At 67.4% G+C, this 24,922-nt stretch carries 20 protein-coding genes; 6 read left to right on the top strand and 14 right to left on the bottom strand.

Features of this window, described 5'->3' with window-relative positions; genetic code table 11:
* Positions 1–15: 15 nt before the first annotated feature.
* The 9 genes from NMQ09_RS13810 to NMQ09_RS13770 form a co-directional block, all read right to left on the bottom strand.
* Positions 16–990 carry an aldo/keto reductase gene (locus NMQ09_RS13810; protein WP_255191163.1) on the bottom strand — a complete coding sequence of 325 codons (975 nt, stop codon included), beginning with the start codon at positions 988–990 and terminating at the stop codon, positions 16–18.
* 96 nt (positions 991–1,086) lie between these two features.
* Positions 1,087–1,992: a DUF5518 domain-containing protein gene (locus NMQ09_RS13805; RefSeq protein WP_255191162.1), complete on the bottom strand. Its 906-nt coding sequence runs from the start codon at positions 1,990–1,992 to the stop codon at positions 1,087–1,089.
* 96 nt (positions 1,993–2,088) lie between these two features.
* Positions 2,089–2,478 carry a hypothetical protein gene (locus NMQ09_RS13800; protein ID WP_255191161.1) on the bottom strand — a complete coding sequence of 130 codons (390 nt, stop codon included), beginning with the start codon at positions 2,476–2,478 and terminating at the stop codon, positions 2,089–2,091.
* The gene (locus NMQ09_RS13795) at positions 2,475–4,958 is read right to left on the bottom strand and encodes a penicillin acylase family protein (RefSeq protein WP_255191160.1); all 2,484 of its coding nucleotides are present in this window, start codon (positions 4,956–4,958) and stop codon (positions 2,475–2,477) included. Before NMQ09_RS13795 ends, NMQ09_RS13800 begins: the two co-directional genes overlap by 4 nt.
* A gap of 73 nt (positions 4,959–5,031) precedes the next feature.
* On the bottom strand, positions 5,032–6,786 hold the full coding sequence (locus NMQ09_RS13790; protein WP_255191159.1) for an aldehyde ferredoxin oxidoreductase family protein: 1,755 nt from the start codon (positions 6,784–6,786) through the stop codon (positions 5,032–5,034).
* Between the two features lie 48 nt (positions 6,787–6,834).
* Positions 6,835–7,980 carry an ABC transporter permease gene (locus NMQ09_RS13785; RefSeq protein WP_255191158.1) on the bottom strand — a complete coding sequence of 382 codons (1,146 nt, stop codon included), beginning with the start codon at positions 7,978–7,980 and terminating at the stop codon, positions 6,835–6,837.
* The gene (locus tag NMQ09_RS13780) at positions 7,970–9,865 is read right to left on the bottom strand and encodes an ABC transporter permease family protein (protein ID WP_255191157.1); all 1,896 of its coding nucleotides are present in this window, start codon (positions 9,863–9,865) and stop codon (positions 7,970–7,972) included. Before NMQ09_RS13780 ends, NMQ09_RS13785 begins: the two co-directional genes overlap by 11 nt.
* The gene (locus NMQ09_RS13775; protein WP_255191156.1) at positions 9,862–10,752 is read right to left on the bottom strand and encodes an ABC transporter ATP-binding protein; all 891 of its coding nucleotides are present in this window, start codon (positions 10,750–10,752) and stop codon (positions 9,862–9,864) included. The genes NMQ09_RS13780 and NMQ09_RS13775 overlap by 4 nt, the downstream gene beginning before the upstream one ends.
* Before the next feature lie 98 nt (positions 10,753–10,850).
* A complete protein-coding gene (locus NMQ09_RS13770) occupies positions 10,851–11,831 on the bottom strand; it encodes a PLP-dependent cysteine synthase family protein (protein ID WP_255191155.1) in 981 nt (326 codons plus the stop codon).
* Between the two features lie 228 nt (positions 11,832–12,059).
* Between NMQ09_RS13770 and NMQ09_RS13765 the strand changes: the two genes are divergently transcribed.
* The 4 genes from NMQ09_RS13765 (at position 12,060) to NMQ09_RS13750 (ending at position 16,883) form a co-directional block, all read left to right on the top strand.
* Entirely contained in the window at positions 12,060–13,688 is a 1,629-nt protein-coding gene (locus NMQ09_RS13765) for a globin-coupled sensor protein (protein WP_255191154.1), read from the top strand.
* 149 nt (positions 13,689–13,837) lie between these two features.
* Complete coding sequence (locus tag NMQ09_RS13760; RefSeq protein ID WP_255191153.1) at positions 13,838–14,212, top strand: TlpA family protein disulfide reductase; 375 nt, start codon at positions 13,838–13,840, stop codon at positions 14,210–14,212.
* A gap of 460 nt (positions 14,213–14,672) precedes the next feature.
* Entirely contained in the window at positions 14,673–15,584 is a 912-nt protein-coding gene (locus tag NMQ09_RS13755; protein ID WP_255191152.1) for an FkbM family methyltransferase, read from the top strand.
* A gap of 105 nt (positions 15,585–15,689) precedes the next feature.
* Complete coding sequence (locus NMQ09_RS13750) at positions 15,690–16,883, top strand: glycosyltransferase family 4 protein (protein WP_255191151.1); 1,194 nt, start codon at positions 15,690–15,692, stop codon at positions 16,881–16,883.
* A 209-nt stretch (positions 16,884–17,092) separates the two neighbouring features.
* Here the strand turns inward: NMQ09_RS13750 and NMQ09_RS13745 are convergent, their stop codons facing one another.
* The gene (locus NMQ09_RS13745; protein WP_255191150.1) at positions 17,093–19,051 is read right to left on the bottom strand and encodes a hypothetical protein; all 1,959 of its coding nucleotides are present in this window, start codon (positions 19,049–19,051) and stop codon (positions 17,093–17,095) included.
* 203 nt (positions 19,052–19,254) lie between these two features.
* Positions 19,255–21,744, bottom strand: coding sequence for a heavy metal translocating P-type ATPase (locus tag NMQ09_RS13740; protein WP_255191149.1), 2,490 nt, complete (start codon positions 21,742–21,744; stop codon positions 19,255–19,257).
* Positions 21,745–21,918: 174 nt separating this feature from the next.
* Here NMQ09_RS13740 and NMQ09_RS13735 point away from each other — a divergent pair, with 174 nt between their 5' ends.
* Positions 21,919–22,560, top strand: coding sequence for an HD domain-containing protein (locus NMQ09_RS13735; RefSeq protein ID WP_255191148.1), 642 nt, complete (start codon positions 21,919–21,921; stop codon positions 22,558–22,560).
* A 17-nt stretch (positions 22,561–22,577) separates the two neighbouring features.
* Here the strand turns inward: NMQ09_RS13735 and NMQ09_RS13730 are convergent, their stop codons facing one another.
* Positions 22,578–22,985: a hypothetical protein gene (locus NMQ09_RS13730; protein ID WP_255191147.1), complete on the bottom strand. Its 408-nt coding sequence runs from the start codon at positions 22,983–22,985 to the stop codon at positions 22,578–22,580.
* 157 nt (positions 22,986–23,142) lie between these two features.
* Here NMQ09_RS13730 and NMQ09_RS13725 point away from each other — a divergent pair, with 157 nt between their 5' ends.
* Entirely contained in the window at positions 23,143–23,448 is a 306-nt protein-coding gene (locus tag NMQ09_RS13725; protein ID WP_255191146.1) for a MazG-like family protein, read from the top strand.
* A gap of 141 nt (positions 23,449–23,589) precedes the next feature.
* Here NMQ09_RS13725 and NMQ09_RS13720 read toward each other — a convergent pair whose 3' ends face one another.
* Both NMQ09_RS13720 and nikR read right to left on the bottom strand, forming a co-directional pair.
* Positions 23,590–23,967 carry a cupin domain-containing protein gene (locus NMQ09_RS13720; RefSeq protein ID WP_255191145.1) on the bottom strand — a complete coding sequence of 126 codons (378 nt, stop codon included), beginning with the start codon at positions 23,965–23,967 and terminating at the stop codon, positions 23,590–23,592.
* A gap of 98 nt (positions 23,968–24,065) precedes the next feature.
* Positions 24,066–24,494 carry a nickel-responsive transcriptional regulator NikR gene (nikR, locus tag NMQ09_RS13715; protein ID WP_255191144.1) on the bottom strand — a complete coding sequence of 143 codons (429 nt, stop codon included), beginning with the start codon at positions 24,492–24,494 and terminating at the stop codon, positions 24,066–24,068.
* Positions 24,495–24,922: the final 428 nt, after the last annotated feature.

Here is a 24,922-nt window from a genome sequence, read left to right as displayed (position 1 = left end):
TCTGTTCTCCGAAGCTCAGTCGTGACCCGACACCCGGACCGGCTCGTACGGCTCTTCGAGGTACTCGAGATCAGAACTCGACAGCGAGAGCTCGAGCGCCTCGACCGCCTGCTCTAAGTGTTCGACGCTCGTCGTGCCGACGATGGGCGCGTCGACGGCGTCCTGGTGGAGCAGCCAGGCGAGGGCGAGCTGGGCCATCGTCACGCCGTGGTCCGCGGCGAGTTGCTCGACGCGTTCGTTGATCTCCCGGCCGCCGCCCTCGCGGTAGGGGTGTTCGTACATGCGCTCTTCTGTCGAACCCCGCGTCGTGGCGTCGATCTCCGCGTGCGGGCGCGTGAGGTAGCCCCGGGCCAGCGGCGACCAGGGGATCACGCCGATGCCCTCTTTTTCACACAGCGGGAGCATCTCCCGTTCTTCCTCGCGGTAGACGAGGTTGTAGTGGTTCTGCATCGAGACGAACCGCTCGAGGCCGAGCAACTCGCTCGTGTAGAGCGACTCGGCGAACTGGTGAGCCCACATCGACGACGCACCGATGTAGCGAACCTTCTCTCGCCGAACCGCGTCGTCGAGCGCCGACAGCGTCTCTGCGATCGGCGTGTCGTAATCCCAGCGGTGGATCTGGTAGAGGTCGATCGTCTCCATCCCCAGCCGCTCGAGGGAGGCCTCGAGTTCCTGTTCGATCGCCTTCCGGGAGAGCCCGCCCGAGTTCGGGTCGCCTTCGTCCATCTGGAAGTAACACTTGGTGGCGACGACGGCCTCCTCGCGCCGGCCCTCGAGGGCGGATCCGAGTACGCGTTCTGACTCACCGCTCGAATACATGTTCGCCGTATCGAAGAAGTTGATCCCGAGGTCGATCGCCCGTTCGATGACCTCGTGGCTCTCCTCCTCGTCTAAGACCCACTCGCGCCAGTCGCTCGAGCCGAAGCTCATACAGCCCAGACAGAGCCGGCTGACCTCGAGTCCCGTGTTGCCAAGTGTCGTGTACTCCATGCCGGGCCTACGCCCAGGCGACAAAAAAGCCTAGGTGAGTCGGCCATCGAGGCGCCCGCCCCGCCACACGGCTCGCGATCGGTTCCGCCGGACGGATTACCCCCCAAGCGCCGCGGGTCGGATCGTCTCACCGTGGCGGCGACGGTTGACCAGGTAGACGATCGAGATCGCCCAGAGCGCGACGAGGTAGCCGTACACTCCGTCCCCGGCCGGGTTCACAGATCCCCGGTTCACCGCCTCGAGATAGACGAGCGCGTACGCGGCGAGCGGGACGCCGACGTACACCCACACCCGTGGGAGCCAGCCCGCGTCGGCCTCTCGCGGGGCGGTCGCGTCCATGAAGAGCGCGACGACGGCGACGATCGAGTACAGGACCAGCCCGATCGCCGCCAGTGCGGTGAGGAGGAGCCAGCCGGCGTGGGCCGGAACCGACCACACCTCGAAGACAACCAGCGTGTATCCGAGCACGACCGGCGCCGCAATCGCGTAGAGGGCGACGTGTTTCCACCAGTTCGAGCCGGTTCCATCCCACCCGTCGTCCCCGGACGCGTCGACCGTCCGTCGGTCCCGGTCGAGGCGCGTCGTCACCACGTCGGCGATCAGCGCACAGACCGTGGTCACGAGGACGGTGACGCCGACGCCGAACGCGAGGGCGATCGGCGTGAGGGCGACGGCGAGGACGGCCATCCTCGAGGAGAGTGACCCCAGCGAGGCGACCGTGGTGGCGACGTAGACGAGTACCGGCGCGATCGAGGCCGCGAGGCCGGTCCAGATGCCAGCGCGACGCGTCTCGGTCGCTCGGTCGCTGTACCGGTAGCCGACGAGCAAGCCGGCAAGGAGCAGTGGCAACCCCTCGACCGAACCGCCGAAGACCACGGCGTCGTCGGCCACCGGGTCCCAGGAGAGGACGACGGTGAACGGGACCGACGCGAGCCCGACGAGGATCGCGAACCGCAGCGAGTCGTCGGCCAGCCCATCACGGAGGGTCTGCAACGGGTCCATACCGTCACGTACCGTCCCGGATATCGTCAAACTATCGACCTTTCCGTCCGGCTGTGACGGTCGCGTCACCCCGCCGCCCGTTCTAGTCGACGGGCGTCAGACGACCCCCCGCACGAGCGAGCCGAGCACCGGAAGCCCGAGCGCTGTGGCGACGACCAGGTAACTGACCGGCGTCATCTCGAGGGCAGGCCCCACCGCCGGTCCGAGCGAGGCGACGAAGACGACGAGGACGACGACGCCGAACCCGACGCCGCCCAGCACCGCCCGTGGAAGGCTCCTCGAGACGACGCCGACGAGCGCGCCGCCGAGGACGAGGCCCAGCCAGTGGAGCCAGGCGGCCGCCAGGCCGACGATCACGATCACCAGAAGCGCTGCCGCGTGCGCGCGAGGCTCCGTTCGGACTCGCTCGAGCGGCGCCCGCCCGCTCGTGGCCGACTCGGTCTCCGCCGGTTTGGCTGATCCGGGGTCCGGCGATTCGGCCGTCACGACGACCCCTCCTCGAAGGTAATCGCGACCTCACCAGCGGGCTCGAGCGCCATCGGTTTGTACTCGCCGTCGGCCCACCGGGTGAACTGGTCGTCGTAGTGCGGCGAAAAGTAGTCGCCAGAGTTGCCACCGGGGAGGATCCCCCACGCCTCGCCGCCCGGCTCGACGACCTGTTTCCAGCTCGCCCCGACGGCCGACTCGAACCGGTAGTTGTCCACCGTCGCCGCCGAGCCGTCGGTCGGCCGCTCCTCGTAGTTCAGAAACGGTGCTTCGGAGCCAAACGGGTGTTCGACGGCGCCGGTCGTGTTCCAGTCGCCGTACCGGTCCCAGCCTTCGGCATCGAGTTCCGACACCGTCTCCCGGAGCGCGTCGACCATCGTCTCCGCACGCGAGGCCTCCGTGAAGAACTCGCGCTCTTCGGGGAGGCGCGCGAGCACCCAGTCGTTCGGGTAGTACGACGCGTCGAGCCCCGCGTCCGCGAACGTCGGCTCGAAGGTCGCCCGGCGATAGTGGTGGAGCCAGCGAGCGAACAGCAGCGCCCCCCGTGAGTCGCGGTGCATCCGGCCGTCCCACGCCTCGAGCGTCTCGGCGGCGTCGCCGAGTTCGTCGGCCGCGTCGGCCTCGGAGACCGCCTCGAGCAGGTCGGGGACGAACGCCGCCGCCCGGCCGTCGTGGACGTCGCGCTGAAGGTCGCGGTGGACGCCGGGGTCGATCGGCTCGCCAGACTCGGCGTACGCCTCGAGGAACTCGTCGATGCGCGCGCCGCGGTAGGGGGTCGCGTAGTCGACCCCGATGTAGTGGGCGGGCTCGTCGGCGACGCGCTGGTTGGCCGTCGCGAGGAGGTCGGGATCGATCGCGTGGGGTTGCTCCTCGAACGGGACGAACCCCTCCCAGGAGGACTCGCCGTATGGGGTGAACCCTTCCCACTCGCCCTCACCCGTGGAGCCGTCGAAGAGCCGGTGTCCGGAGACGGGCTCGCCGTCGACCGTCCGGATCGGGAGCTTCCCGGTGACGTAGTAACACGTCCGCCCGTCGGCGTCGGCGTAGACGAGGTTCTGCGTGGGGAGGTCGAAGTACTCGGTCGCCTCGAGGACGTCCTCGAGCCCCTCGCTTCTGGCGTAGGCGTAGATCGCTTCGGTCGTGCGCGTGGCCGTCAGGCCGGTCCAGGAGACGCCGACCGTCCGCCCCTCGCGCTCGAGCACCGGCCCGTGGACGGTCTTCGAGACGAGCAGCGACCGGTCCTCGGCGCCGGCGACGGGCAGTTCCCGCCGTTCGGTCTCGAGTTCGCGCCACTCGCCACGATAGCGGTAGCGCTCGCGATCCTCGCTGAACTCGTAGGTGTAACAGTCGAGGACGTCCGCACCGACGTTGGTGAACCCCCACGCCCCGTGCTCGTTCGCGCCGATGAGGACGAACGGCACGCCGGGGAAGGTGACCCCCCGAACCGACGTCTCGGGCGTCTGGACGTGCTGTTCGTACCACAGCGGCGGCGTCATCAGGGGGAGGTGGGGATCGTTCGCCACGATCGGTCGGCCACTCGAGGTGTGCTCGCCCGAGACGACCCAGCTGTTCGAGCCGACGCCGGGCGGCGACTCGAATCGCGAGAGCCACTCGAGGAGCGCCGGACCGATCGCTGCTCGCTCCGTCCGGTCGCCGGTCGGCTCGTCGTCGCTCGAGCCGGCTGGACTCCCACCGAGTTCGTCACTCGAGTCGGCGGGGGACCCCACGTTTCCGTCGTTCGACTCCGCGCCCCCGCTGAGCCCACCGATCGTCCCCAGCCGATCGGACTCGCGCAGGATCGGGACGTCATGATCCATCCGTTCGGGGTAGAGCGCCGCGGCGAGGTCCTCGCCCAGCCGATCGGCGACGAGTGCCTCGCGAAGCTCGTCGAAGTTCCCCGTCAGCGTCCAGGCGATCTGTTTCTCCATCAGCATCGTATCCACGGGCGTCCACGGCTCTGGCTCGTACTCGAGCAACTGGAACTCGAGCGGGAGCTGTTCGGTCTCGATCGCGGCGTTCACCCCGTCGGCGTAGGCTTCGATCAGGGAGCCCGCCGGCGTCTCGCGCACGCCGTCCCAGGTGGCCTCGGCCGCCCCGACGAAGTCCATCGAGAGGTGGAACTCGTCGTCCTCGAGCGTCGCCTCGCCGACGATCTCCGAGAGCCGACCCCGCATCACCCGCCGCCCGAGGTCGAGCTGGAAGGTCCGGTCGAAGCCGTGGCAGTAGCCGACGGCGAAGTACGCCGCCGCCTCGTCGTTGGCCTCGACGTGTGGGACACCCTCGTCGTCGATCCGGACCGTCGCCTCGCCGTACGGGCTCGCGACCCGTTCGGAGCGCTCCCGGCCGGCGGCCTCCCAGACGTCCCCCGACAGCGGCGCGAACGACTCGAGGAGGCCGCGGGCACCAGATAGTGAGAGCCCGCCGATCCCCGCCGCCAGCGAGCCAACGATAACGGCGCGCCTCGTGCGCTCTGTGACCATGACTCGACACATGGGGAACCGGTCAGTAATCGTTGTCGGCCACCGGCCACGCAATCGTGGTCGAGTTCGTCTCCTACGATCGATCCTCGAGCACGTCCTCGAGTCCGAGCCGCTCGAGCGTCTCCGCGGTCGGCCGACCGTCCGAGTCCCAGCCGCGCACCTCGTAGTACCGATCGAGCATCGCCTCGAACGCCTCTCGGTCCACCGCACGGCCGTCGTTCGGCCCGCCCTCGAGCGGTTTCGTGAGGACCTCGGGGAGGTCGTCGTCGGCCCGCGAGAAGCCCTCGCGCACGTTGAACAGCCGGACGAGCGTCCAGATCCGCTCCCCGGCGCGCTCGAGGTCGGCGGGGTCGTACTCCCGCCCGACCGCCGAGAGCCACGCCGCGCCGAGGTCGACGAGCGCGTCGCCGAAGAAGTCGTCGGCGATCAGACTCCAGAGGATCGCCCGGCGGTTTTGCTCCTCGACGACCGCCGCGACGCGCTCGTCGACCGTCCAGGCGTCGCCGGTGACCGCCTCGACCTCGACCGGCCGGGCGCGACGGTGGCAGGCGCCGCGGTCGCTCGTCGCGTACGCGAGCGCCATCGCGGCCGCCCCCCGCGGATCGTACGCCGGCAACGCCATCCCCTTCACCGACGGGATCAGCTCGGCCCCACCGTACTCGGTGGCCGCCGCGGCGACGCCCTCTGCGAGCGCGTCCCCGACCGGGGTCTCACGGGTCGCGATTTCTTCGAGGAGTTCGCGGGCGGCCGTCTCGTCCCCGAACGAGCGGTCGCGCTCGAGGAGTCCCTCCTCGCTCGCCCGGATCGCCCAGGCGACGGCGTTGCCACTCGAGATGACGTCCATCGCGAGGCGGTCACAGAGCGAGCCGAGCGTGGCGACGGCGTCGAAGTCGTCGATGCCGAGGCCGGCGCCCAGGACGGTGGGCGTCGCCCCCCGTGGCACGCTCTCGCCGTCGTCGCTCTCGACGCGGAAGCCGCCCGGGACCGGATCGTCCGCGCGTTCGCGCTCGCGGGCGGCGTCCTTCGCGGCCTCGATCCCCACGTCCGCCGCTCCCTCGAAGCGACCTTCCTGCCAGCCCCGGGTCGGGAGGACGCCGACCTCGTTGGCGACGTCGACCGTCTCGAGCGTCTCGCTCGCGGCGTGCCAGCGGCCGGTGTCGTCGTCGGCGAACGCCGCCTCGTACCGCTCGCGGAGTTCGCACAGCCGGTCGGTCGGCTCGGGCGGCCCGTCGCGGGCGACGATCGCTTTCAGCCGCTTTGCGCCCATGACGGCACCGGCGCCGCCCCGTCCCGCGTGGTGCTCGCCGCCGTCCGTGGCGATGGTGGCGTAGGCGACCCGATTCTCGCCGGCGGGACCGATACACGCCACGGCGGCGTCCGGGAATCGGTCGTCGGTCTCGCGGGCGTCGAGCCCCCAGCAGTCGTCGGCCGCCTCGAGCGTGACGTCGCCGTCGGCGACCGAGAGGAAGACGGGTCGCGCTGCGCGCCCGGTGACGAGGAGGCCGACGTGCTCGCCGAGCGAGCCTGCGAGTCGTCCCGCCATCGTGCCGCCGGCGTAGGAGTCGAGAAACGTCCCCGTGAGCGGCGACTTCGTCACGACGACGGCGCGCTGTTCGCCGGGGAGGAAGCCGGTGAGCGGGCCGACGAGCACGAGCAGGACGTTCGCCTCGTCGAACGGGTCGGTTCCGGGCTCGAGTTCGTCGTACAGATATCGGGCGCCGAGGCCCTTCCCACCGACGTACGTCCGGAGCCACGGCTCGGGCACCCGTTCGCTCCGCACGGTCTCCGCCGTGAGGTCGACGCGGAGGATCGAGTCGCGCTGTGCCACGTCCGGGTACGTCACGCCCGAGCGACCGTAAGCGTTTCTCGACCCTGCTCACAGCGACTCGGGATCGAGCCGATCGACGACCCCTCGGAGCGCGACGACGGCGACGACCCCGACGAGACAGTAGGCGAGAAGGGAGAGCCACGTCGTCGGCGCCGGATTGCCGACGGCGAGCTTCGCGATCGTGTTCGCCGGGTGTTCCGGCAACAGCAACGCCAGGACGAGCGCGCCGATGACGCCCCCGGAGTAGAGCAGTTGTGCCTGCCGGCGGTCGGGCGCAGTCAGCGCCACGAGCAGGCCGAAGGCGACGACGAACGCGGCGAACGCAGCGACCAGGATCACGAGCGCGAGGACGTTGGCGACGGCGATCCCGTTGAGCACCAACAGGGCGAGCCACGCGACCGCCTGCACCGGCGCGATTCCCGCCGTCGCGACCAGCTTCGAGGCTACCACGTCCGCGAACGATGGCGGCGCGACCCGGAGCAACTCGAGGGTACCCCGCTGGCGTTCCTCGATCAACGAGTCGACGGCGATCGAGCCGCTGATGAACACCGGCAAGAAGAGCAACAGCGGGAGCAACACGGTGTAGGTGAACCCGAAGTACGGACTCGCCTCGACTGCGGGTGGGAGGGGCAGTGGCTGGCGCTCGAGGTGTTCGGCGTTTCGCTCGCGCTCTGTCAGTTCGACGTGCTCGAGGGTTTCCTGAAGCTGGACGACGAGCAGGGTGGTCTCGATCCCTTCGTCCGGGGCGATGACGCTGACGAGGAGCCGCCCGTCGTCGTCTCGATTCGCGTCGACGACCGCGCCGACCGAGCCGTCGTCGAACGCCTCGTAGGCCGCGTCGCGGTCGTACTGCGTTCCGCTCAGCCCCTCGCGCTCGTTTACGGCGGCGACCAGCGGGTCCGGATCGTCGCCCGTGATCGCGACCTGGGCCTCGTAGCCATCGACGCTCCCGGGATCGTACATCGAGACGAACCCGACCAGCAGGAACGACGAGAACGCCGCGACGAACAGCTGGATGGCCAGCGCGAGGACGATCGTCTTCTCAGAGCGCAGCGAGCGCAGTTCCCGGCGGACGATCGACCAGCGCGGGCCGAGGGACGAGCCGTCCTCGCTCGGCGTCGGCGGATTCGGCCCCCGTCGGCCACCGCTCGAGTCGTCCGTTCGGCCTCGAGGGGCGTCGACGTCACGTGACAAGGAGGATCACCCCGATGTTGTAGCCGGCGTGGACGATCGTCGCCGCGGCGAGCGCGAGCGCGTAGACGGTGCGTCCGCGGGTCGCACCGACCGCCGTGATGACTGCCGTGACGACGTGCAACCCCAGGGGTGCGAGAAAGAGCCCGGCGAAGACGAGCGGATCGGTCGTCACGAGGTGGGCGAACGTCTCCGGCCCGAAGGCGGCGACGGCGACCTCGAACTCCTCCAGTCCGACGAACTGGACGACCTGAGTCGCCTTCTCGGCGACGAAGAACGCACTCCCCGAGAGGACCCCGAGGCCGACGGCGACGGTCACGGTCGATTCGAACCGGGCGCGGGCGAAGCCGGCATAGACGTGGAGGCTCTTCGCGAGTTCTTCGACCGCCGCGGCGAAGACGAAGATCAGGGCGAACGCGAGGACTGGTGGGGCGGCGAACAGGAGTGCAACGGCGAGCAACTGGGCGACGAAGACGAAGGGGATAGTGAGCATCGTGAACAGGGGGACGGTCCGCGTACTCGAGAGTCGGCTCGCGATCGTGTCGATCACCTTCGTCGGAATCGGCTTCTGGGCGAACATGTCCTCCTCGCGGTAGCTGCCGACGCCGAACAGGAAGAGCACGACGGCGGTGAGGTACGACGGGCCCGTCGAGAAGAGATACGTCCCGAGCCCGACGGAATCGCCTTGGAGATCCATCACGACGAGCGTGAGCGGCGAGATCAACGCGATCGGCGTAACGTCGGTGAAGATCGCCGGCACGAACGTGTAGGTCGTCAGGAAGACGCTGATCGCCACCGTCACGAACGTCAGTTCCTTGAACGACCGGGCGAACATCGCGCCGGTAAACGTCGCCGCGAGAAAGAGCAGCGCGATCGGGAGCGCCGCCGCCACCGAGACGATTCCGCCGCCGATAGTGACTGCGATCCCGACCACGATCGCGACGAGCGCGAGCAGGTACGGCAGGGTCTTGCCCGCGACGATCTCGTAGCGCGAAACGGGGGCGACCAACAACAGTTCCCCCCGGCGCTTGATGCGTTCGTCCATTATCGTGCTCCCGTAGGCCTGGGCGACGAAGTTCATCGGCACGACGAACAAGAATGCGAGCACGAGCGACTGGAAGGGAAACGGCGGCGAGATCGTCCCCGGCGCGTCGCCATCCGCGGCCACCTCGGCGCTCGCGTTCGGCGCGCGGTCTCCGTCGGCTGCGTCGTCCCGACCATCACCGTCGACCTCGCCGCCCCCGTCCCCACTCGCTCCGTCGTCGGCCTCGGTTGCATCGTCGTCGGCTGCGTCCTCGTCCTCGTCGTCAGCGCCTGCAGTCCCCTCGTCCTCCGCCGCCTCGAGCGCGTCCGCGAGCGACCGACCCTCGTACTCGATCACCACTACGACCGGCTGGGCGGCCGTCTCGTTGGGTTCCTGGCGCATCAGCCGTTCGTTGTACGCCGCGACCGCCTCGCGAAACGCCTCCGCGGCCGGTGCCCCGTTGTCGCCGACCGGTTCGACCTCGTCGTCGCGGATCACGAGGTCGACAGACGCGTTGTCGACGTCCGGGAGCGCAACCGCCCTGAACGCGTCGCTCTCGAGGACGACGTCGTGGTACGGGCTCTCCTCGTCGACGCCGACGACGTAGAGGTCGTCCTCGAGGTTCAGGCCGGCGTCGGCGACCGACGGGCCGACGACGCCGACGACGAGCACGAGCGTGATCACGACGAACACCGTCGTCCGATCGACGGTGCCCGCGCTTCGGGTGACCTCCCAGCGGGCGATCCGACCGGTCCGCTCGAGGACGCCGTGAAGCTGACTTCCGGCCGTTCCGGAGTTGCCAGCGGTGTCGGCGTCGCTTCCGCAGGACCGATCGGCCTCGTCCGTTCGTCCTTCCGCGGTCATGACGTCGCCGAATCGGCCGTTCCGTCGTCGTCGGCGACCTCGAGGAAGATCTCCTCGAGGCTCGGCGTGTGGGTCTGGATGTCCGTGACCTCCCCGCCTTCGTGCTCGACGGTCTCTCTGAGGCGTTCCACGGCGTCCATGTCGGAGACGATGTGGCGGAAGTCGCCGTTCTCGCGGACGCCGCCACCGGCGTCGACGGTCGCGTAGACGTGGTACTCCGTCCCGCCGTGTTCCTCGCGGATCTCCTCGATGGTGCCGCGGGCGACGATCCGTCCCTCGGTCATGATGACGACGCGGTCGCAGACGCTCTCGACGTGAAAGAGGTTGTGCGCGCTGAAGACGATCGTCTTGCCTTCCTCGGCGAGTTCGCGGGTAAACTCGACGACGTAGTTCGTCGTCAGCGGGTCGAGCCCCGAGGCGGGCTCGTCGAAGATGAGTACGTCTGGGTCGTTCACCAGCGCGCGGGCGATAGCGACCTTGCGTTTCATCCCCTTCGACATGTTGCCGATCCGGCGATCGCGATGCTCCAGCTCGAGGCGGTCGAGCGCGGTCTCGATGCGCTCGCTGGCGACGTCGCGAGAGACGGCGTAGAGGTCGGCGAAAAAGTGGAGGTACGACCGGGCGGTCATCTCCTCGTAGAGCGGGGACTCCTCCGGGAGAAATCCGAGCCGGCGTTGCATCTCCGGGTCGCCTGCGGGGTAGCCCGCGACCGTCGCCGTCCCCTCGGTGGGTTCGATCAGCCCGGCGAGCGTCTTCAGCGTGGTCGTCTTGCCGGCCCCGTTCGGGCCGACGACGCCGAAGACCTCGCCGCGGTCGACGGCGAACGAACTCCCCTCGACGGCGACGAATCCTCCGTACTCTTTGCGGAGGTTCTCGACTTCGATCATCGGTCGGTTCGACCGAAGGCGTCAGGTCAGTAAAATATAGCGACTCGAGAGTCTCACCGAGACTGATAGGCGACTGAGTGAACCGGAACCGAATCCTGTCAGTCGAACAGCCCGGTCGAGAGGTAGCGCTCGCCGCTGTCCCAGAAGACGGTCACCACGAGCGGACAGTCGTCCGTCCGACTTCCGCCGTCGGTCTCCGTCGGCGTCCCGAACTGCCCCTCGAAGGCGTCGGGGAGCTCCGGACACTCGAGGCTCGGATCGGCGATCTCGCGGGCGACCCGCCGGGAGACGAGGCTGGTCGCGCCGCTGGACTGGCCCACCAGGATCCCCTCCTCGCGAGCGAGGCGGCGACACTCGGCCTCCGCGTCCTCGAGTCTGACGGTCTCGACGCGGTCGATCAGGTCGACGTCGAGGTTGTCGCTGACGAAGCCGGGCCCCATGCCCTGGAAGTCGTCGTGGCCGGGCTCACCGGTCGAGAGCACGGGGTTGCGCTCCGGCTCGACGGCGACGATCTCGACGTCGGGGAACGCCTCGCGCAGCCGGCGGCCGACCCCCGAGAGCGTCCCGCCGGTGCCGACGCCGGCGACGAAGACGTCGACCTCACGGTCGCCCACCTGCTCGAGGATCTCCGAGCCGGTGGTCCGGTAGTGTGCGTCGGGGTTTGCAGGGTTCTCGAACTGTCCTAGCTGGACTGCGCCCTCGGCTTCGAGCTCGTCCGCCCGCTCGCGCGCGTCAGTCATATCGCCGTCGACGAGCTCGAGGTCGGCTCCGTAGGCGGCCATGATCTGGCGCCGTTCTTTCGACTTCGAAGCGGGCATGACGATCGTGAGGTCGTATCCCCGGGCCGCACAGACGAGCGCGAGCCCGATCCCGGTGTTGCCGCTCGTCGGCTCGACGATCCGGTCGCCCGGCTCGAGCGTTCCGTCGCGTTCTGCCGCCCGGACCATCGCCAGCGCCGGTCGATCCTTGGCCGATCCGCCCGGGTTGAACGACTCGATCTTGGCGGCGATCGTCGCTCCATCGGGTGACGCCACCTGAACCAGCGGTGAACCGATGGTGTCCAGGATGCTAGCCTTCATTCGGCGGCTCTAGGCGATGGAGACGTAAACCCGTACTGGACCCCGGCAGGACGTGCCGACACGAGGTCGCGTCGACGATTGTTCGTCCGTGTGACTATATTCAACTACAGTTTTTAGAATAATAGGTGGTTAATGGTTGTGGTCTTCTACCATTAGTTTAGGTGATTCATATGAATAACTCCATAATTAACCAAAACCTTTTTTACTGAATTGTTGTGAAGTTAACTCATGGCAGGATCCGGGCAGTTCGGTTCGGTGGGGTACAGCAAAGACGTCGATGCGAGCGATGTCGCCGATCGTATCGGCCTCACTGAAGCGGAGATCGAATGGCGAAAGGAGTTCATCGACTTCACCGACGAGGACGTCGAGCGCCTGCGCCGATATGAAGAAACGTTCAATCTTCGTGGTGACGACGTCGCGGAGTTGTTCTACGAAAACCTCGAGAAACACGGTCAGACGCTCGAGATCATGGACCGATCGCCACGAAGCGTCGAGCAGCTCAAGTGGTCCCAGAAGATGTACCTGGTGACGCTCGCGACCGGGGAGTACGACCAGGCGTACTTCGAGAACCGCGCCCGGATCGGGAAGCTCCACGACATGCTCGAGATGCCGATGAAACACTACGTCGGCCAGTACGGCGTCTACTACAACCTGATCCTCCCGATCATCGCAGAGCAGATCCATGAGGACATCTCGGCGTCGATTCGCGCGGCGATCGACCGCCAGGAGGAACTCCGGGACGACGACGGCGGTGGCCGCCTGTCGGGACTGCTCGGCCGCGGAAGCGACGGTGACGACGAGGCGTTCGAGGAGGCGATCGAAGAACTCGAGGACGAACTGTCCGAACGGATCGACGAGCGGATCGCCGAACTGCACTCGATTCTCAAGATCATCAACCTCGACATGCAGGTGGCGATCGACACGTACATCGACTCCTACTCGGACGTCGAAGAAATGCTGGATCACCAACAGCACGTCACGAAGCAGGTCTCCCACGCGATGCAGGACATCACGAACGCCGGGCAACAGGTCGCCGGTGGCGTCGAAGACATCGCCCACTCCGTCGGCGAGCAGTCACAGCAGACCACACAGGCTGCAGCGAGCATGCAAGACGTCAGCGTCGCGATCGAGCAGCTGGCGACGACCACGGACGCGGTTGCGGGTCGCGACGACGAGTTGCTCGGGCGCGTCGAGACCGGCGAATCGCTGTGCGAGCAGGCGATCGAGTCGATGGAACACGTTCGCGAGGACAGCCAACGGGCCCACGACGACGTCGCCGAACTGATCGAGGCCGTCGACGAGATCTGGCACCTCGTCGAAACGATCGAGGAAGCCGCAGAGGAGACGAAGACGCTCGCGGTAAACGCGAACCTGGAGGCCAAACGATCGGATCGAGACGAGGGGTTCAACGTCGTCGCCAGCGAGTTCAAGGAGCTCTCCGACGAGATCAAAACCCAGACGAAAGAGGTCGATGCACGGGTCGAGGGCGTTCGCACGCAGACGGACGAGACGCTCGACGCACTCGAAGCGGATCGAGAGCGCGTGGACGACAACATCCGCGAAGCAATCGAGCTGAAAGACGCCCTCGGCGAGATCCGCGAGAGTGTCGAAGGCTTCTCCATGGAGGTTCAGGAACTCTCCTCGCTCGTCGAGGAGCAGGCCGCAAACACCGAAGAGATGGCGGTAGTGATCGACACGATCGACGACGAAGCCCAGTCGATCAGCGACGAACTGGAAGCCGTCACCGCCGCCATCGAAGAGCAGTTCTCGAAAGTCGAGACGGTCGAGTCCGTCGTCACCGAACTGGCCAGGAAGGGCGACGAACGTGACACCCGGTACACGGCTCGGTCGGCGTAGTTCTCGTCCACACTGATCGGCGTAGTTCTCGTCCACACTGATCGGCGTAGTTCTCGTCCACACTGATCGGCGTAGTTCTCGTCCACACTGATCGGCGTACTGGTGTCGCGAGCGGGGCGGTTAAGCCCTCCCCGACACAATTCGGAGGCATGAGTCTCGAGACCATGCGTCCGACGCCGACGTGGGACGCCGCGTCGTACGAGGATACCGTCGACACTCTGGCCGCCCACCGCGACGAACTCACGTACAAGATCTGGGGTGGTGACTGGTGCAAGGACTGTCGTGCACTGTTGCCCGACTTCGGGGCCGCCCTCGAGGCGGCCGCAGTTCCGGACGAGCGGATCGAGGAGTTCGCCCTCGACCAGGACAAGCAGGGACCCGAGGTCGAAGCGTACGACGTCGAGTACATTCCGACCATCGTCGTCGAGCGTGACGACGGCGAGGAGGTGGCCCGGTTCGTCGAGAGCGAGTCCCTCCCGCCGGCCGTCTACCTGGCCGACCGGATCGACGCCGAACTCGAGTGATAGGCACCGCTGCCCGTCAGTTTCGGCCCATCTACCGCACGGTCGTGGTTGCGCCGGGACACCCGTACAGCAATCCGTACGGGTCCGGCCCCGCAGGCACTTAACTCGTGAATCGAGACGCCAGAAGAACTACCCGTCCGACTACCCGACAGTCGGGATGCCTGGCACGCGAACGACCGGCGGACGCCCCGTCGTCCCTGGTCGACGGCCGCTCCGGTACGCGGTCGTTTCTCGGTCACTGGGCCGGCGTTCACCGACCCCTCCGGGGTTGGCGGAACGCTTCGGCCGACCACCGACACGTCGCTCGAGAGCGACCGCCACGTTCAGTGGTCGGTCCCGGTATAGTAACCGTTGAAAGTCAGTGCAACCGGTTGTAACGAGTACTATAGCACGCTGGTGTCCAGATCGGAGCGGCGGTAGCGCCAGTATAACAATGCCGACCTGACGGTGTCGTGAACGTATGCGTCAGCGCTCCGACACCGTCTCGAGACGACACCCATTCGCCGGCGGTCGACCGTCCGTGGACCTCACCAGCATCGGGAGGCGATTCCCACGTCCGCTCGTGAAAGCCGCCGGTTCGGCGTACGTCGCCGCCTCGAGTGCGCTGGGTCGCAACCGGTTCGTCTACGAGTACGACGGCCGGGAGTTTCGGTACGAGTACGCCGACTTCTACTCGTTCGCCTACCTGTACAACTGCATCGTCGACGGCCGGATGCGCCACGAGGGACTCTCGCTCGACCTGCTCGACCTCGAGCCGTCGTTCGACGCGATCGTCGACGTGGGCGCACACTTCGGGGTGTACACCGTCGCACTCGGGGTGTTAAACCCCGAGACGCCGGTGTACGCGTTCGAGCCGAGCGAGCAGAACGCGGCGGTGCTGCGGGCCAATATGGAAGCGAACGGGATCGACGGGACCGTCGTCGAACGCGCCGTGAGCGACGGTGACGGCGAGATCGAGTTCTTCGAGCATCCGAGCGCACACAACGCCCACACGACGGCTCGTCCAGCCGACGCCCGCGAGTTTTCGACCACGCGGACGGAGTCGATCGCCCTCTCACAGCTGTTCGCTGCAGAAGCGATCGACGACGCCTTTCTCAAGATCGACGCGGAAGGCGAGGAGGGCAAGATCGTCGAGGACCTGCTTTCGAACGCGTCGAACGGCCGGCTCAGCGGAATCCTGGAAGTCCACCCGGAGCGAATGCACACGCCCGTCGACGACCTGTTCGACGCGCTCGACGCGAACGGATTCGAGTACGCGATGGTCAAGGCGAAAGCGAAGACCCCCGGCTACTACTTCTCGAACTTCGAACCCGTCGAGGACGTCCTCGAGGCGAACGGGTGTGAGCGGAGGGTGATCGAACAGCGCCCGTAACCGACCGTTCACTCTGCCGTACGGTGTCTCCATCGGTACGGTGTATCGATCGTGATCTTCGGTATCCGGTGAATAACTAATCAGGCATCCGGTCGTCTCTCACCCATGAGGATCGGCTTTTTCAATCCGTCGGCCGGGACGCGTCACGCCGGGGGCATCGCTGTCTACATCCAGCAGCTGGCGGTCGAACTCTCGCGGTCGAACGACGTCTACCTCTACACGCGAGGTGGCGACCTCTCGGAGCTGCTGGTCCAGTCTGACGTGACGGTGGTCGAGACGCCCTCGTTCAACGAGCGCCTCCTCAGTGCGGTCCACCACTGGACGCCGTTCTCGAGTGAGGACTGGGCGACCGCGGCGATGGCAGTCTGGGGGCTGCGAAACGGCCTCTTCGAGCACGTCGACGAGCACGTCGACCTCTTGTTGACGTTCACGTGGATCGACGACCTGGTCGCGTCGAATCTCGTCGACGTGCCGACGGTCTACGGCTTTCACAGCCTCACCGGCGCCGGCGTGTTCGGGCGGGTGCGTCACCACCTCTCGGACGCCGAGTGGACCATCGCGAACGCCGACGACACGGCTCGCCGCGTCCACGAGGTGTTCGGCTACGAGGTCGACGAGGTGATCTATCCGGGCGTCGATCCCGAACAGTTCCGGCCGGACGTCGAGCCCGCGTTTTCGAGCGACGTCCCCGTCGTCCTCTACGTCGGCCGCCTGTTCGAACAGAAGGGGATCTACGACCTGCTCGAGGCGTTCGCCCGTCTCGACGAACCGGCCGCGTTACACGTCGTCGGCTACGGAGAGACTGCTCGCGTCCGACGGCGATGTCGCGAACTCGGGATTGCCGACGCGGTCACGCTCCACGGGGAGCGCCCGCACCTCGAGTTGCCGGGTTACTACGTCGCTGCCGACGTCTTCTGTCTGCCGTCACACGCCGAGAGCTTCGGGATGGTGAACGTCGAGGCGATGGCGTGTGCCACGCCCGTCGTGACGAGCGACCTCGAGGGAATCCGTGCATACCTGACGGACGAAGCGCACGGACTCCTGGTGCAGCCCGGCGATACGGTCGAACTCGCCCACGCCCTCGAGACGCTCGTCGGTTCGCCCGACCGCAGGCGGACGTTCGGCGAGCAGGCACGGGAGGCCGCCCGGCAGTTCACCTGGGAGCACCAGGCACGGCGACTCGAGGCGTTCTGTGCGGACGTCCTCGACGTTTCGCCCGACGATCGGGAGCAGGAACGGTCGGCATCCGAACTCGACGACGTGCCGGACGCACGTCAGCCAGCCGAAACGGTTCGGTAGCAACCGGTCGTCGTCGAACGCGTCGCGTCCGTCGAACCCGTTCTGCGTGCCGTGATCGCAACTCGAGGAGGGTCACCTGACACGGGGGCGAGACAGTCGGTTCGCCTGGCTCGAGGGTGGGACAGCCGGCTCACCCGACTCGAGGACGAGACGGTCGGTTCTCGGCGTCGTTCGAGTCGGTGTTTCCGGGATTCAGCGCTGGAGCTGACTCACCACGGGACGTCGTCGTACCAGTCGCGGGGGTCGGCATCCTCGTCGGGGTAGAAGCTCCACGTCGGCGTGTGCGCGCCGTTGATCGTCGCGTCGACGCCGTCGTCGACCTCGATGTCCGCGAGGAAGCTGTCGTACGCCCACTGATGTTCCTCGCCGTCCTCGAGGACACCCGCGGCGTAGCGGCCGTTCTCACTGACCCACATCTTCTCGCCGCCGCCGACCGGCTGAATCGGGCCGTCGTGAACCTGCCAGAAGTACGCGCCCTCGCCGTCGAACGTCATCGTGTGCTCGCCCTCGAACGACGATCCTCCGTCGTACCACGGAACGTCGTCGTACCAGTCGCGGGGGTCGGCCCCCTCGTCGGGATAGTAACTCCACGTCGGGGTGTGTGCGCCGTTGATGGTCGCGTCGACGTCGTCCTCAACTTCGATGTCCGCGAGAAAGCTGTCGTACGCCCAGCGGTGTTCCTCGCCGTCCTCGAGGACGCCCGCGGCGTAGCGGCCGTTCTCACTGACCCACATCTTCTCGCCGCCGCCAACCGGTTCGATCGGACCGTCGTGGACCTGCCAGAAGTACGCGCCCTCGCCGTCGAACGTCATCGTGTGCTCGCGTTCGGGTTCCTGCTCGGACGCCTCCTCGTCATCGTCGTCGCCGTACCACGGGACGTCGTCGTACCAGTCGCGGGGGTCGGCGTCCTCGTCGGGGTAGAGGTCCCACGACGGCGTGTGCGCGTCGTTGATGGTGGCATCGACGCCGTCGTCGACCTCGATGTCGGCAAGGAAGCTGTCGTACGCCCAGCGGTGTTCTTCGCCGTCCTCGAGGACGCCCGCGGCGTAGCGGCCGTTCTCACTGACCCACATCTTCTCGCCGCCGCCGACCGGCTCGATCGGGCCGTCGTGAACCTGCCAGAAGTACGCGCCGGGTTCGCCGTCGAACCGCATCGTGTGCTCGAGCGATCGCCGCGGGGGAGCCCCGCCGCTGGACCCCCCACCGCTGGCGGCCTCCTCGGCGCTGGTCGGACAGCCCTCAGGGACGAAGTCCCGTGGGTTGTTGCCGTTGCCAGAGTGGAAGCGCACCTCACCCTCGCTCCCGCGAGTGCCGCCGTTGAACGTGTTGTCCCACTGCGTGTTGCGAACGTGGATCGTCCCACCGCCGTGGCCGGCTGAGTGGACGAACGAGTAGTGGCGCCCGCCCATCGCGAAGTGGCAGTCTTCGACTTCGACGGGACCTGGGTTCCAGAGCCAGACGCCGCGGCCGTCGTGGTTGGGCTGATCTCGCGAGCGGGGGTTGCCGTCGTTGACGGCGACGCAGTTTTTGAGCGAGCCTCGCGCGAGGCGGTAGTGGGCGACCCACGAGTTCTTCGAGTAGCAGTTCTCGAAGTGGACCTCGCCGCTCCCGCGCGAGGATGAGCAGTAGAAGGAGTTGTCGCCCATCCCCTCGATGTAGGTGCGCTTGATCTCGACGGTGCCTTCGTGCTCGCCGCCGAGGAAGACACCCAGCCCGGAGCGATGGCCCGAGACGGTGCCGTCGCCGATGTAGATGTTCTCCATCACGGACGTTCCGTTGGGGTCCGACTCGGAGATGCCGAAGAAAGCGCCGCCGTCGGCTGCGCCGCGGAAGCCGACGTTGCGGATCGTCCAGTTGGTGTTGCCTCTCGAGTTGATCGAACACTGCGCGCCGTCGGCTGATACGTCGATGATCTTGTTCTCGAAAACCTCGTTGTCGCCGACGAAGATCGTCTCGTGGCGACCGGCGGAGATCTTGATGACCTCGTAGTCCTCGCTGGCTGCGGCCGTCCCAGCCATGGCGCTCGCCGCGATCCCAGCCGCCGCCGTTCCAGCCAGTTTCAGGTACGACCGACGGTGCAGTACGCCGTCGTTACCGCCGACGCTCGACGAGCGTCCGTCGGATCTTTCCGTCTCTCCACTGTCCGCTACCGAAGGTTCGCGTGCCATACAGTCCGAGTAGCGATACGACAGCCGCATATACGTTGGCCTTAACCAGAGTGTCTGTTTTTATGGAGAATGATTTCCACTGGCCAATATTCGTCAGTACGGATTGTACGTCGGGTCGCGAAATTTTACACGTTAGGTAATCGAAGAAGAGAGACTCATGTTATCTGTCCGATACAATCCGGCTCCGGGGCCGACGTCGTTCCCTACCCGTCGACGAGGTCCCGCGAGGCGTTCCCGACGACGAGCACCACGCTCGAGATCGTTGCCGCTGCGGCGATCACGGGATTCAACAGCCCGACGACCGCGATCGGGAGCACGATCGCGTTGTAGCTGAGCGCCAGTCCGACGTTCCACCGCAGGCGCCGCCGGGCCGCGCTCGAGAGATCGAACGCCGTCGCGACCGACTCGAGGTCGTCGGCAACGATGGCGACGTCGGCGGCGTCGGAGGCCAGCGCGGTTCCGCTGCCCAGGGAGATTCCCAGGTCGGCCGTCGCCAGCGCTGGCGCGTCGTTCGTCCCGTCGCCGACCATCGCGACGCACCCCTCGGCCCGGAGTCGGCGGATCGTCTCCGTCTTTCCCTCGGGCGGGACGCCCGCGAAGACGTGCTCGACCGCCGGGTGACGGTCGAAGAACGTGGTCGCCGCCTCGTCGTCGCCGGTGAGGACGACGACGTCGATTCCCCGCTCGCGCAATCCATCGAGGGTTTCCTCCCAGCCGGCTCGCGGCTCGTCGCCGACGACGATGACGCCCTCGGCCTCACCGTCGCGACCGACGACGACCGGCAGCCGGCCGAAGCCGCGGGCGTCCGCCACCTGCACCGCGATCGAGTCGTCGACCGCCCACCCCCGTGCCGCGAAGAGATCGGGGTGGCCGACGAGCACCGACCGGCCGTCGACGGTCCCCTCGATGCCGGTCGCGTGGCTCTCGACGTCGACGATTCGACGACCGTCGTCCGTCCCCTCGCTCATGCCGCCGTCGGTCCGTGTAGCTCGATCCATCGCCCCGTCCGGGCTAAACGCCGTCGCGATCGCCGCCGCCGCGGGGTGGCTCGCCCGCCGCTCGAGCCGTCCCGCGGCCTCGAGCAGCTCGTCGGGCGCGTCGGCCTCGAGGACGTCCATCCGTCCCGTCGTGAGGGTGCCCGTCTTGTCGAAGACGACGACGTCGATCCCGCGCAGGCGCTCGAAGACGGTCTCGTCGAAGACGACGATCCCACGCTCACTCGCCTCCTGGATGCTCGTCGCGACCGACAGCGGCGTGGCCAGCCCGACCACCCATGGCGAGGCGACGAGCAGCGTGGTCAGCGCGGCGAGCAGCGCACCGACGCCACCAGCTCCGACTGCGAGCGCGCCGAGGCCGACGAGTAGCGCGAGGCCGACGACGGCCGGGACGAGCCGCGCCGCCACCCGGTCGGCGCGCCGCCTGACGCCGTGGTCGGCGCTCTGGAGGCTCCACACGAGCGTCGTGAGCCGGTCGATGCTGCTGGTCGCCGCCGGACCGACCGCGAGGACGGCCGGGCCGTTCGTCACGACCGAGCCGCCGATCAGCTCCTCGCCGGCCCGCTTGCCGATCGGCAGGGTCTCCCCGGTCACGACCGCCTCGTCGACCGTACACGTCCCCTCGAGCAGCCGGCCGTCGATCGGCACCCGTTCGCCCGTCCGGACGAGCACCCGGTCGCCAGGTTCGACGGCCTCGACGGGAACGACAGCGGTCGAGCCGTCCGCGTCGACCACCCGGGCCTCCTCGACCTGCGAGATCGTGAGCTCGGTGAGCTGGTCCATCGCCCGCCGCTTGACCGCCGCCTCGTAGTAGACCGCCGTCATCACGACGACGACGATCGCGATCGTCAGGTCGAAGTAGAGGTCCGTCCGCCGGAGGGCAATCGCCAGCAGGCTGTAGCCGTAAGCGGCCACCGCAGTGACGGCGACGAGCAGATCCGTGTTCGGCCGACGCAGCTTCAGGCTGACGTACGCCCCGCGCAGCAGCGGCATGCCGGTGAACCAGAGCACGAAGCCGGTCAGGGTGAAGATCACGAGGAAGAACATGAACGCCGCCCGGCTCGTGAGTGCGCTGTGGAGAACCTCGAGGATGGCCTCGTCGTAGAAGAACCAGAGGTGCGTCGGGTAGAGGACGGCCACGTACTGCAGCAGGACGAACGTGCCGAAGACGACGCCCGCAACGTACCGCCCCTCGAGCATGTCCCACGCCCGCCGGCTGCGCAGTCCCGTCATCTCCCGGGCGCGAATCGTGGGCCCCTCGTCCTCGTCGGCTCCCGATACCTCCTCGCGCAGGTACGCCGTGTAGCCGGTCCGACTCAGCGCGTCCCGGAGCTCCGGCTTCGAGAGTCGTTCGGGGTCGTAGTCGACCCGCACCGTCTCTGTGACGTAACTCGCCTCGGCGTCGACGACTCCCTCGCGGGCCGCCGCGAGTGACTCGAGGTACGTCTCGCAGGTCGCACAGTGCATCCCGTCGACCCGGAGGAACGTACGCTCGATCCCTTCCGGCCCCGGCTCCTCGCCGGCGTTCGTCCCCGGCTCGTTCGCCCTGGGAACCGATCCGTCCGGCTCCTCGAGCGTCCGGTGGACGTCGCGACAGCCGACACAGCAGAACGCCACGCCGTCGTCGACGACGGCCGCATCGGCCGTCGGCCGTCCGCACAGGTCACACGCGCCGGCCCGAGAGCCGTCAGCGGTCACGGCGACCACCGTTCGCCGCCTGGGATCCCGGTCGCTCGAGGAGCCCGGTGGACGAACTGTCCACGCACATGGATTTCGGTACGCCGACCACTGACAAAAACCGTCCGCTGGGGCGGCGAGCGGGGTCGCCGGGCGATCACCACCGTCTATAACCCCCTCGTTCGAACTCCCGGCATGCTCTGCGAGCGCGTCCGCCCTATCGCCCGATCGTACTTCGACGAGCGCGTCCTCCCCGCACACGACTGGCACCACGTCGAACGCGTCGAGGTGTTGGCCGACCGGCTGACCGCCGAGCGATCCAATATCGACGAGACGGTCCTCGGCGCCGCCGTCTTGCTCCACGACGTCGGTCGCCCCGCCGAAGACGCCGGCGAGATCGACGACCACGCCGCGTGGGGTGCTCGGGAAGCCCGCCGAATCCTCGACGACCTCGAGGTCGACGTCGACGCGGAGACGATCGACGCCGTCTATCACTGCATCCGGGCTCACCGGTACTCGAACGACGTCGAACCCGAGACGCCCGAGGCGAAAGTGCTCTCGGACGCCGACAACCTCGACGCGCTCGGCGCGATCGGCGTCGCCCGGACGTTCGCCCACGGCGGCGAGCTGGGGACGCCGATCCACGACCCCAACTTGCCCGCCGACGCGGACGACTCCGCCGCGGGATGCACGAGCGCGAACCACCTGCAAAAGAAGATCCTGCGGCTCCGCGACCGGATGTACACCGAGGAAGGACGCGCCCTGGCCGAAGAGCGCCACGCGTTCGTCCAGACGTTCGTCGAGCGGCTCGAGGCGGAGGTCGCCGGTGAACGGTAGCTGACGTCGCTACCCGATCAGTCAGCCAGCCGACGGTGGCGCTGGACGATCACGCCGCCGAGGAGCGCCACGGCGAGGACGCCGAACAGCGGTCGAAGGGGATCGAGGTAGGTCATCAGCGCCGACGAACTGAACAGCGCGAGCAACAGCGCGTTGCAGGTCGGACACCCGACAGCTAAAAACCCGCCGACTGCGCCGGCGTACGCGCAGGCGTCGCCGTCACACTCCGGCAGGGTCGACCGCTGGATCACGTAGGCGGCCGCGAGAACGGACGTCAGCGTCAGGAACGCGTAGTCGGTCGGCGTCCGCGGGACCATCCGGACGTACAGCGGGTTTGGAACGAGCCCCGTGACGATCCCGAACAGCACGAAGACGCCCGTACCGACGGCCGTTCCCCGGAGGACCGCCCCTCGAGTGAGTTCCATCGGTCGTGTGTAATTCCTGCACGACTATATGCGTATGGATGTTGCGTTACGTAGTCGACAGCGCGTTTCGTGGTCGACATGTGTCGGTACCTCGAGCCGTCGGCGCCGAGCGCGATCGGAAACGGTTATTGCTGCTCGCTGTCAGGTCGAGCACACCATGGACGACCAACGACGCGTCGCGGCGTTCGTCGAAGCGCACGACCTCGAGTGTGACCCCGAGTACCGGCTGCTCGACCTCGTCTCGGAGGTCGGCGAACTCGCCAAGGAAGTGAACGGATCGACCGGCTACGGATCGACGCCCGAGGACCTCGAGGTGGCGACCGACGAGGTCGGCGACGTCTACTTCACGCTGCTCGCGGCCGCCGACGCCCTCGATATCGACGTCGGTGAAGCGCTGGAGGTCGCCCTCGAGAAGTATCGGGGACGACTCGAGACGGCCGAGACGCCGGGCTCGGGCGAGTGATCGAGGGGGCGTGAGTCGACGGTCCGGTTCGGACACTCGAGCGCTCCGGTTGGGGGTGTCGAAACGCCGGTGGAGGGCAGTCAGAAACCGGGAACCGGGCAGCCGACGAGTCGGGCAGCACGCTGGCGAGAAATAGCTGACTCAGCCGGTGAGCCCGGTGAACGGCCAGTCGCCGCTCTCTGCGTCCTCGTCACTGATGCTCGGGGCGCTGACGAGGACGAACGCGCTCTCTGCATCGCCGTTTTTGATCTGGCGCGTCGACTCCGGCGAGATCCAGACCGCGTCGCCGGTCTCCATCTCGACGTCGTCGTCGTCGATGACGACCGTCGCCGCTCCCTCGATGAGGACGTAGACCTCCTCGTGATCGTTGTCGGTGTGGTCGTGGGGCATGCTGTTCCAGCCAGGGTCACAGCGGGCGATGGTCACCCCGACCTGTTCGGTCTCGAGTGGCTCCCCCAGAAAGTGCATCGCGTTGGAGACCTGCTCGACCTCCTCGTAGTTGACCTTCGTGTACGACATTCTAGTCGTCCTTCGCTCGGGAAATAGTAAAACTAGGTGCTCGTTCTCGTCTCGGGAGTGGACTCGGCGGGAAGTGGACCTGTCGGGATCGGCTCGGCTCAGCCGTCCTGGGAGATCGGATCGAACTCGTCGACGGGCGTCACCGAGTAGTCGACCGTCAACACGTCTTTGGTCGCCCGGACCTTGCCGACGAACGTCGAGATGTCCTCGAGGGCTCCCTCGAGGACGAACAGCTCCATGCAGTAGTGGTCGCCGACGTGGCTGTGGAAGTTCGAGGCGACGAGCTCCTCGTGTTCGTGGCGCAGGTGCATCATCCGCTGTTCGACGGTGGTAGTCTCGTAGTCGAACAGCACGGTGACGATTCCCATGAGGTCGCGCTCCTCGAGGCGGGTGTCCTCGAACTCGCCGAGCAGGTTTCGCGAGGCTTCGCGAACGACCTCGCTTCGCCCGGTGTAACCGTGTTCCTCGGCGAACTGGTCGAGTCGTTCGAGGAGTTCGTCGGGCATCGAGACGCTGACAACTGCCATGTAATAACTCAGCCCTGGTCCGCTATTAAGGCTTATCATCGGGCACCGATTTCGAGCTTGTCGCGGTCACTCGAGCAGTCACTCGAAGTGTGCTACAAGGGCAGACTCGAGGCCGTGACGGTACCGCTGGGTCGGTCCCGACGGGACGGGCTCTTGCGTCGCACGAAACACAACGAGTCACCGCTCGTCCTCGCGCGGGCCTCACGGGCGCACGGCTCCGCACGTCGCCGTGCGCACGACTCGGCCACGCGCTCGAGGGTGAGCCACCACTCCACCCCGGCGGCGCGGGCCGAACGGGTGTGCCGCCGCTTCCTACGACCGAAGTGGAGACGGGTTGGACGGAGGGTGGGCGAACGGCGGATGACCAGGGTGACGACGGAGGGGGTGGGCAAACGGCTGACGAGGCGGGGTGAACGCGATCGGAAGAC

This window comes from Natronobeatus ordinarius (assembly GCF_024362485.1).
GTDB lineage: Archaea > Halobacteriota > Halobacteria > Halobacteriales > Natrialbaceae > Natronobeatus > Natronobeatus ordinarius.
The sequence above is the reverse complement of the archived record's forward strand: the minus strand, read 5'-3'. Positions and strand labels throughout refer to the sequence as shown.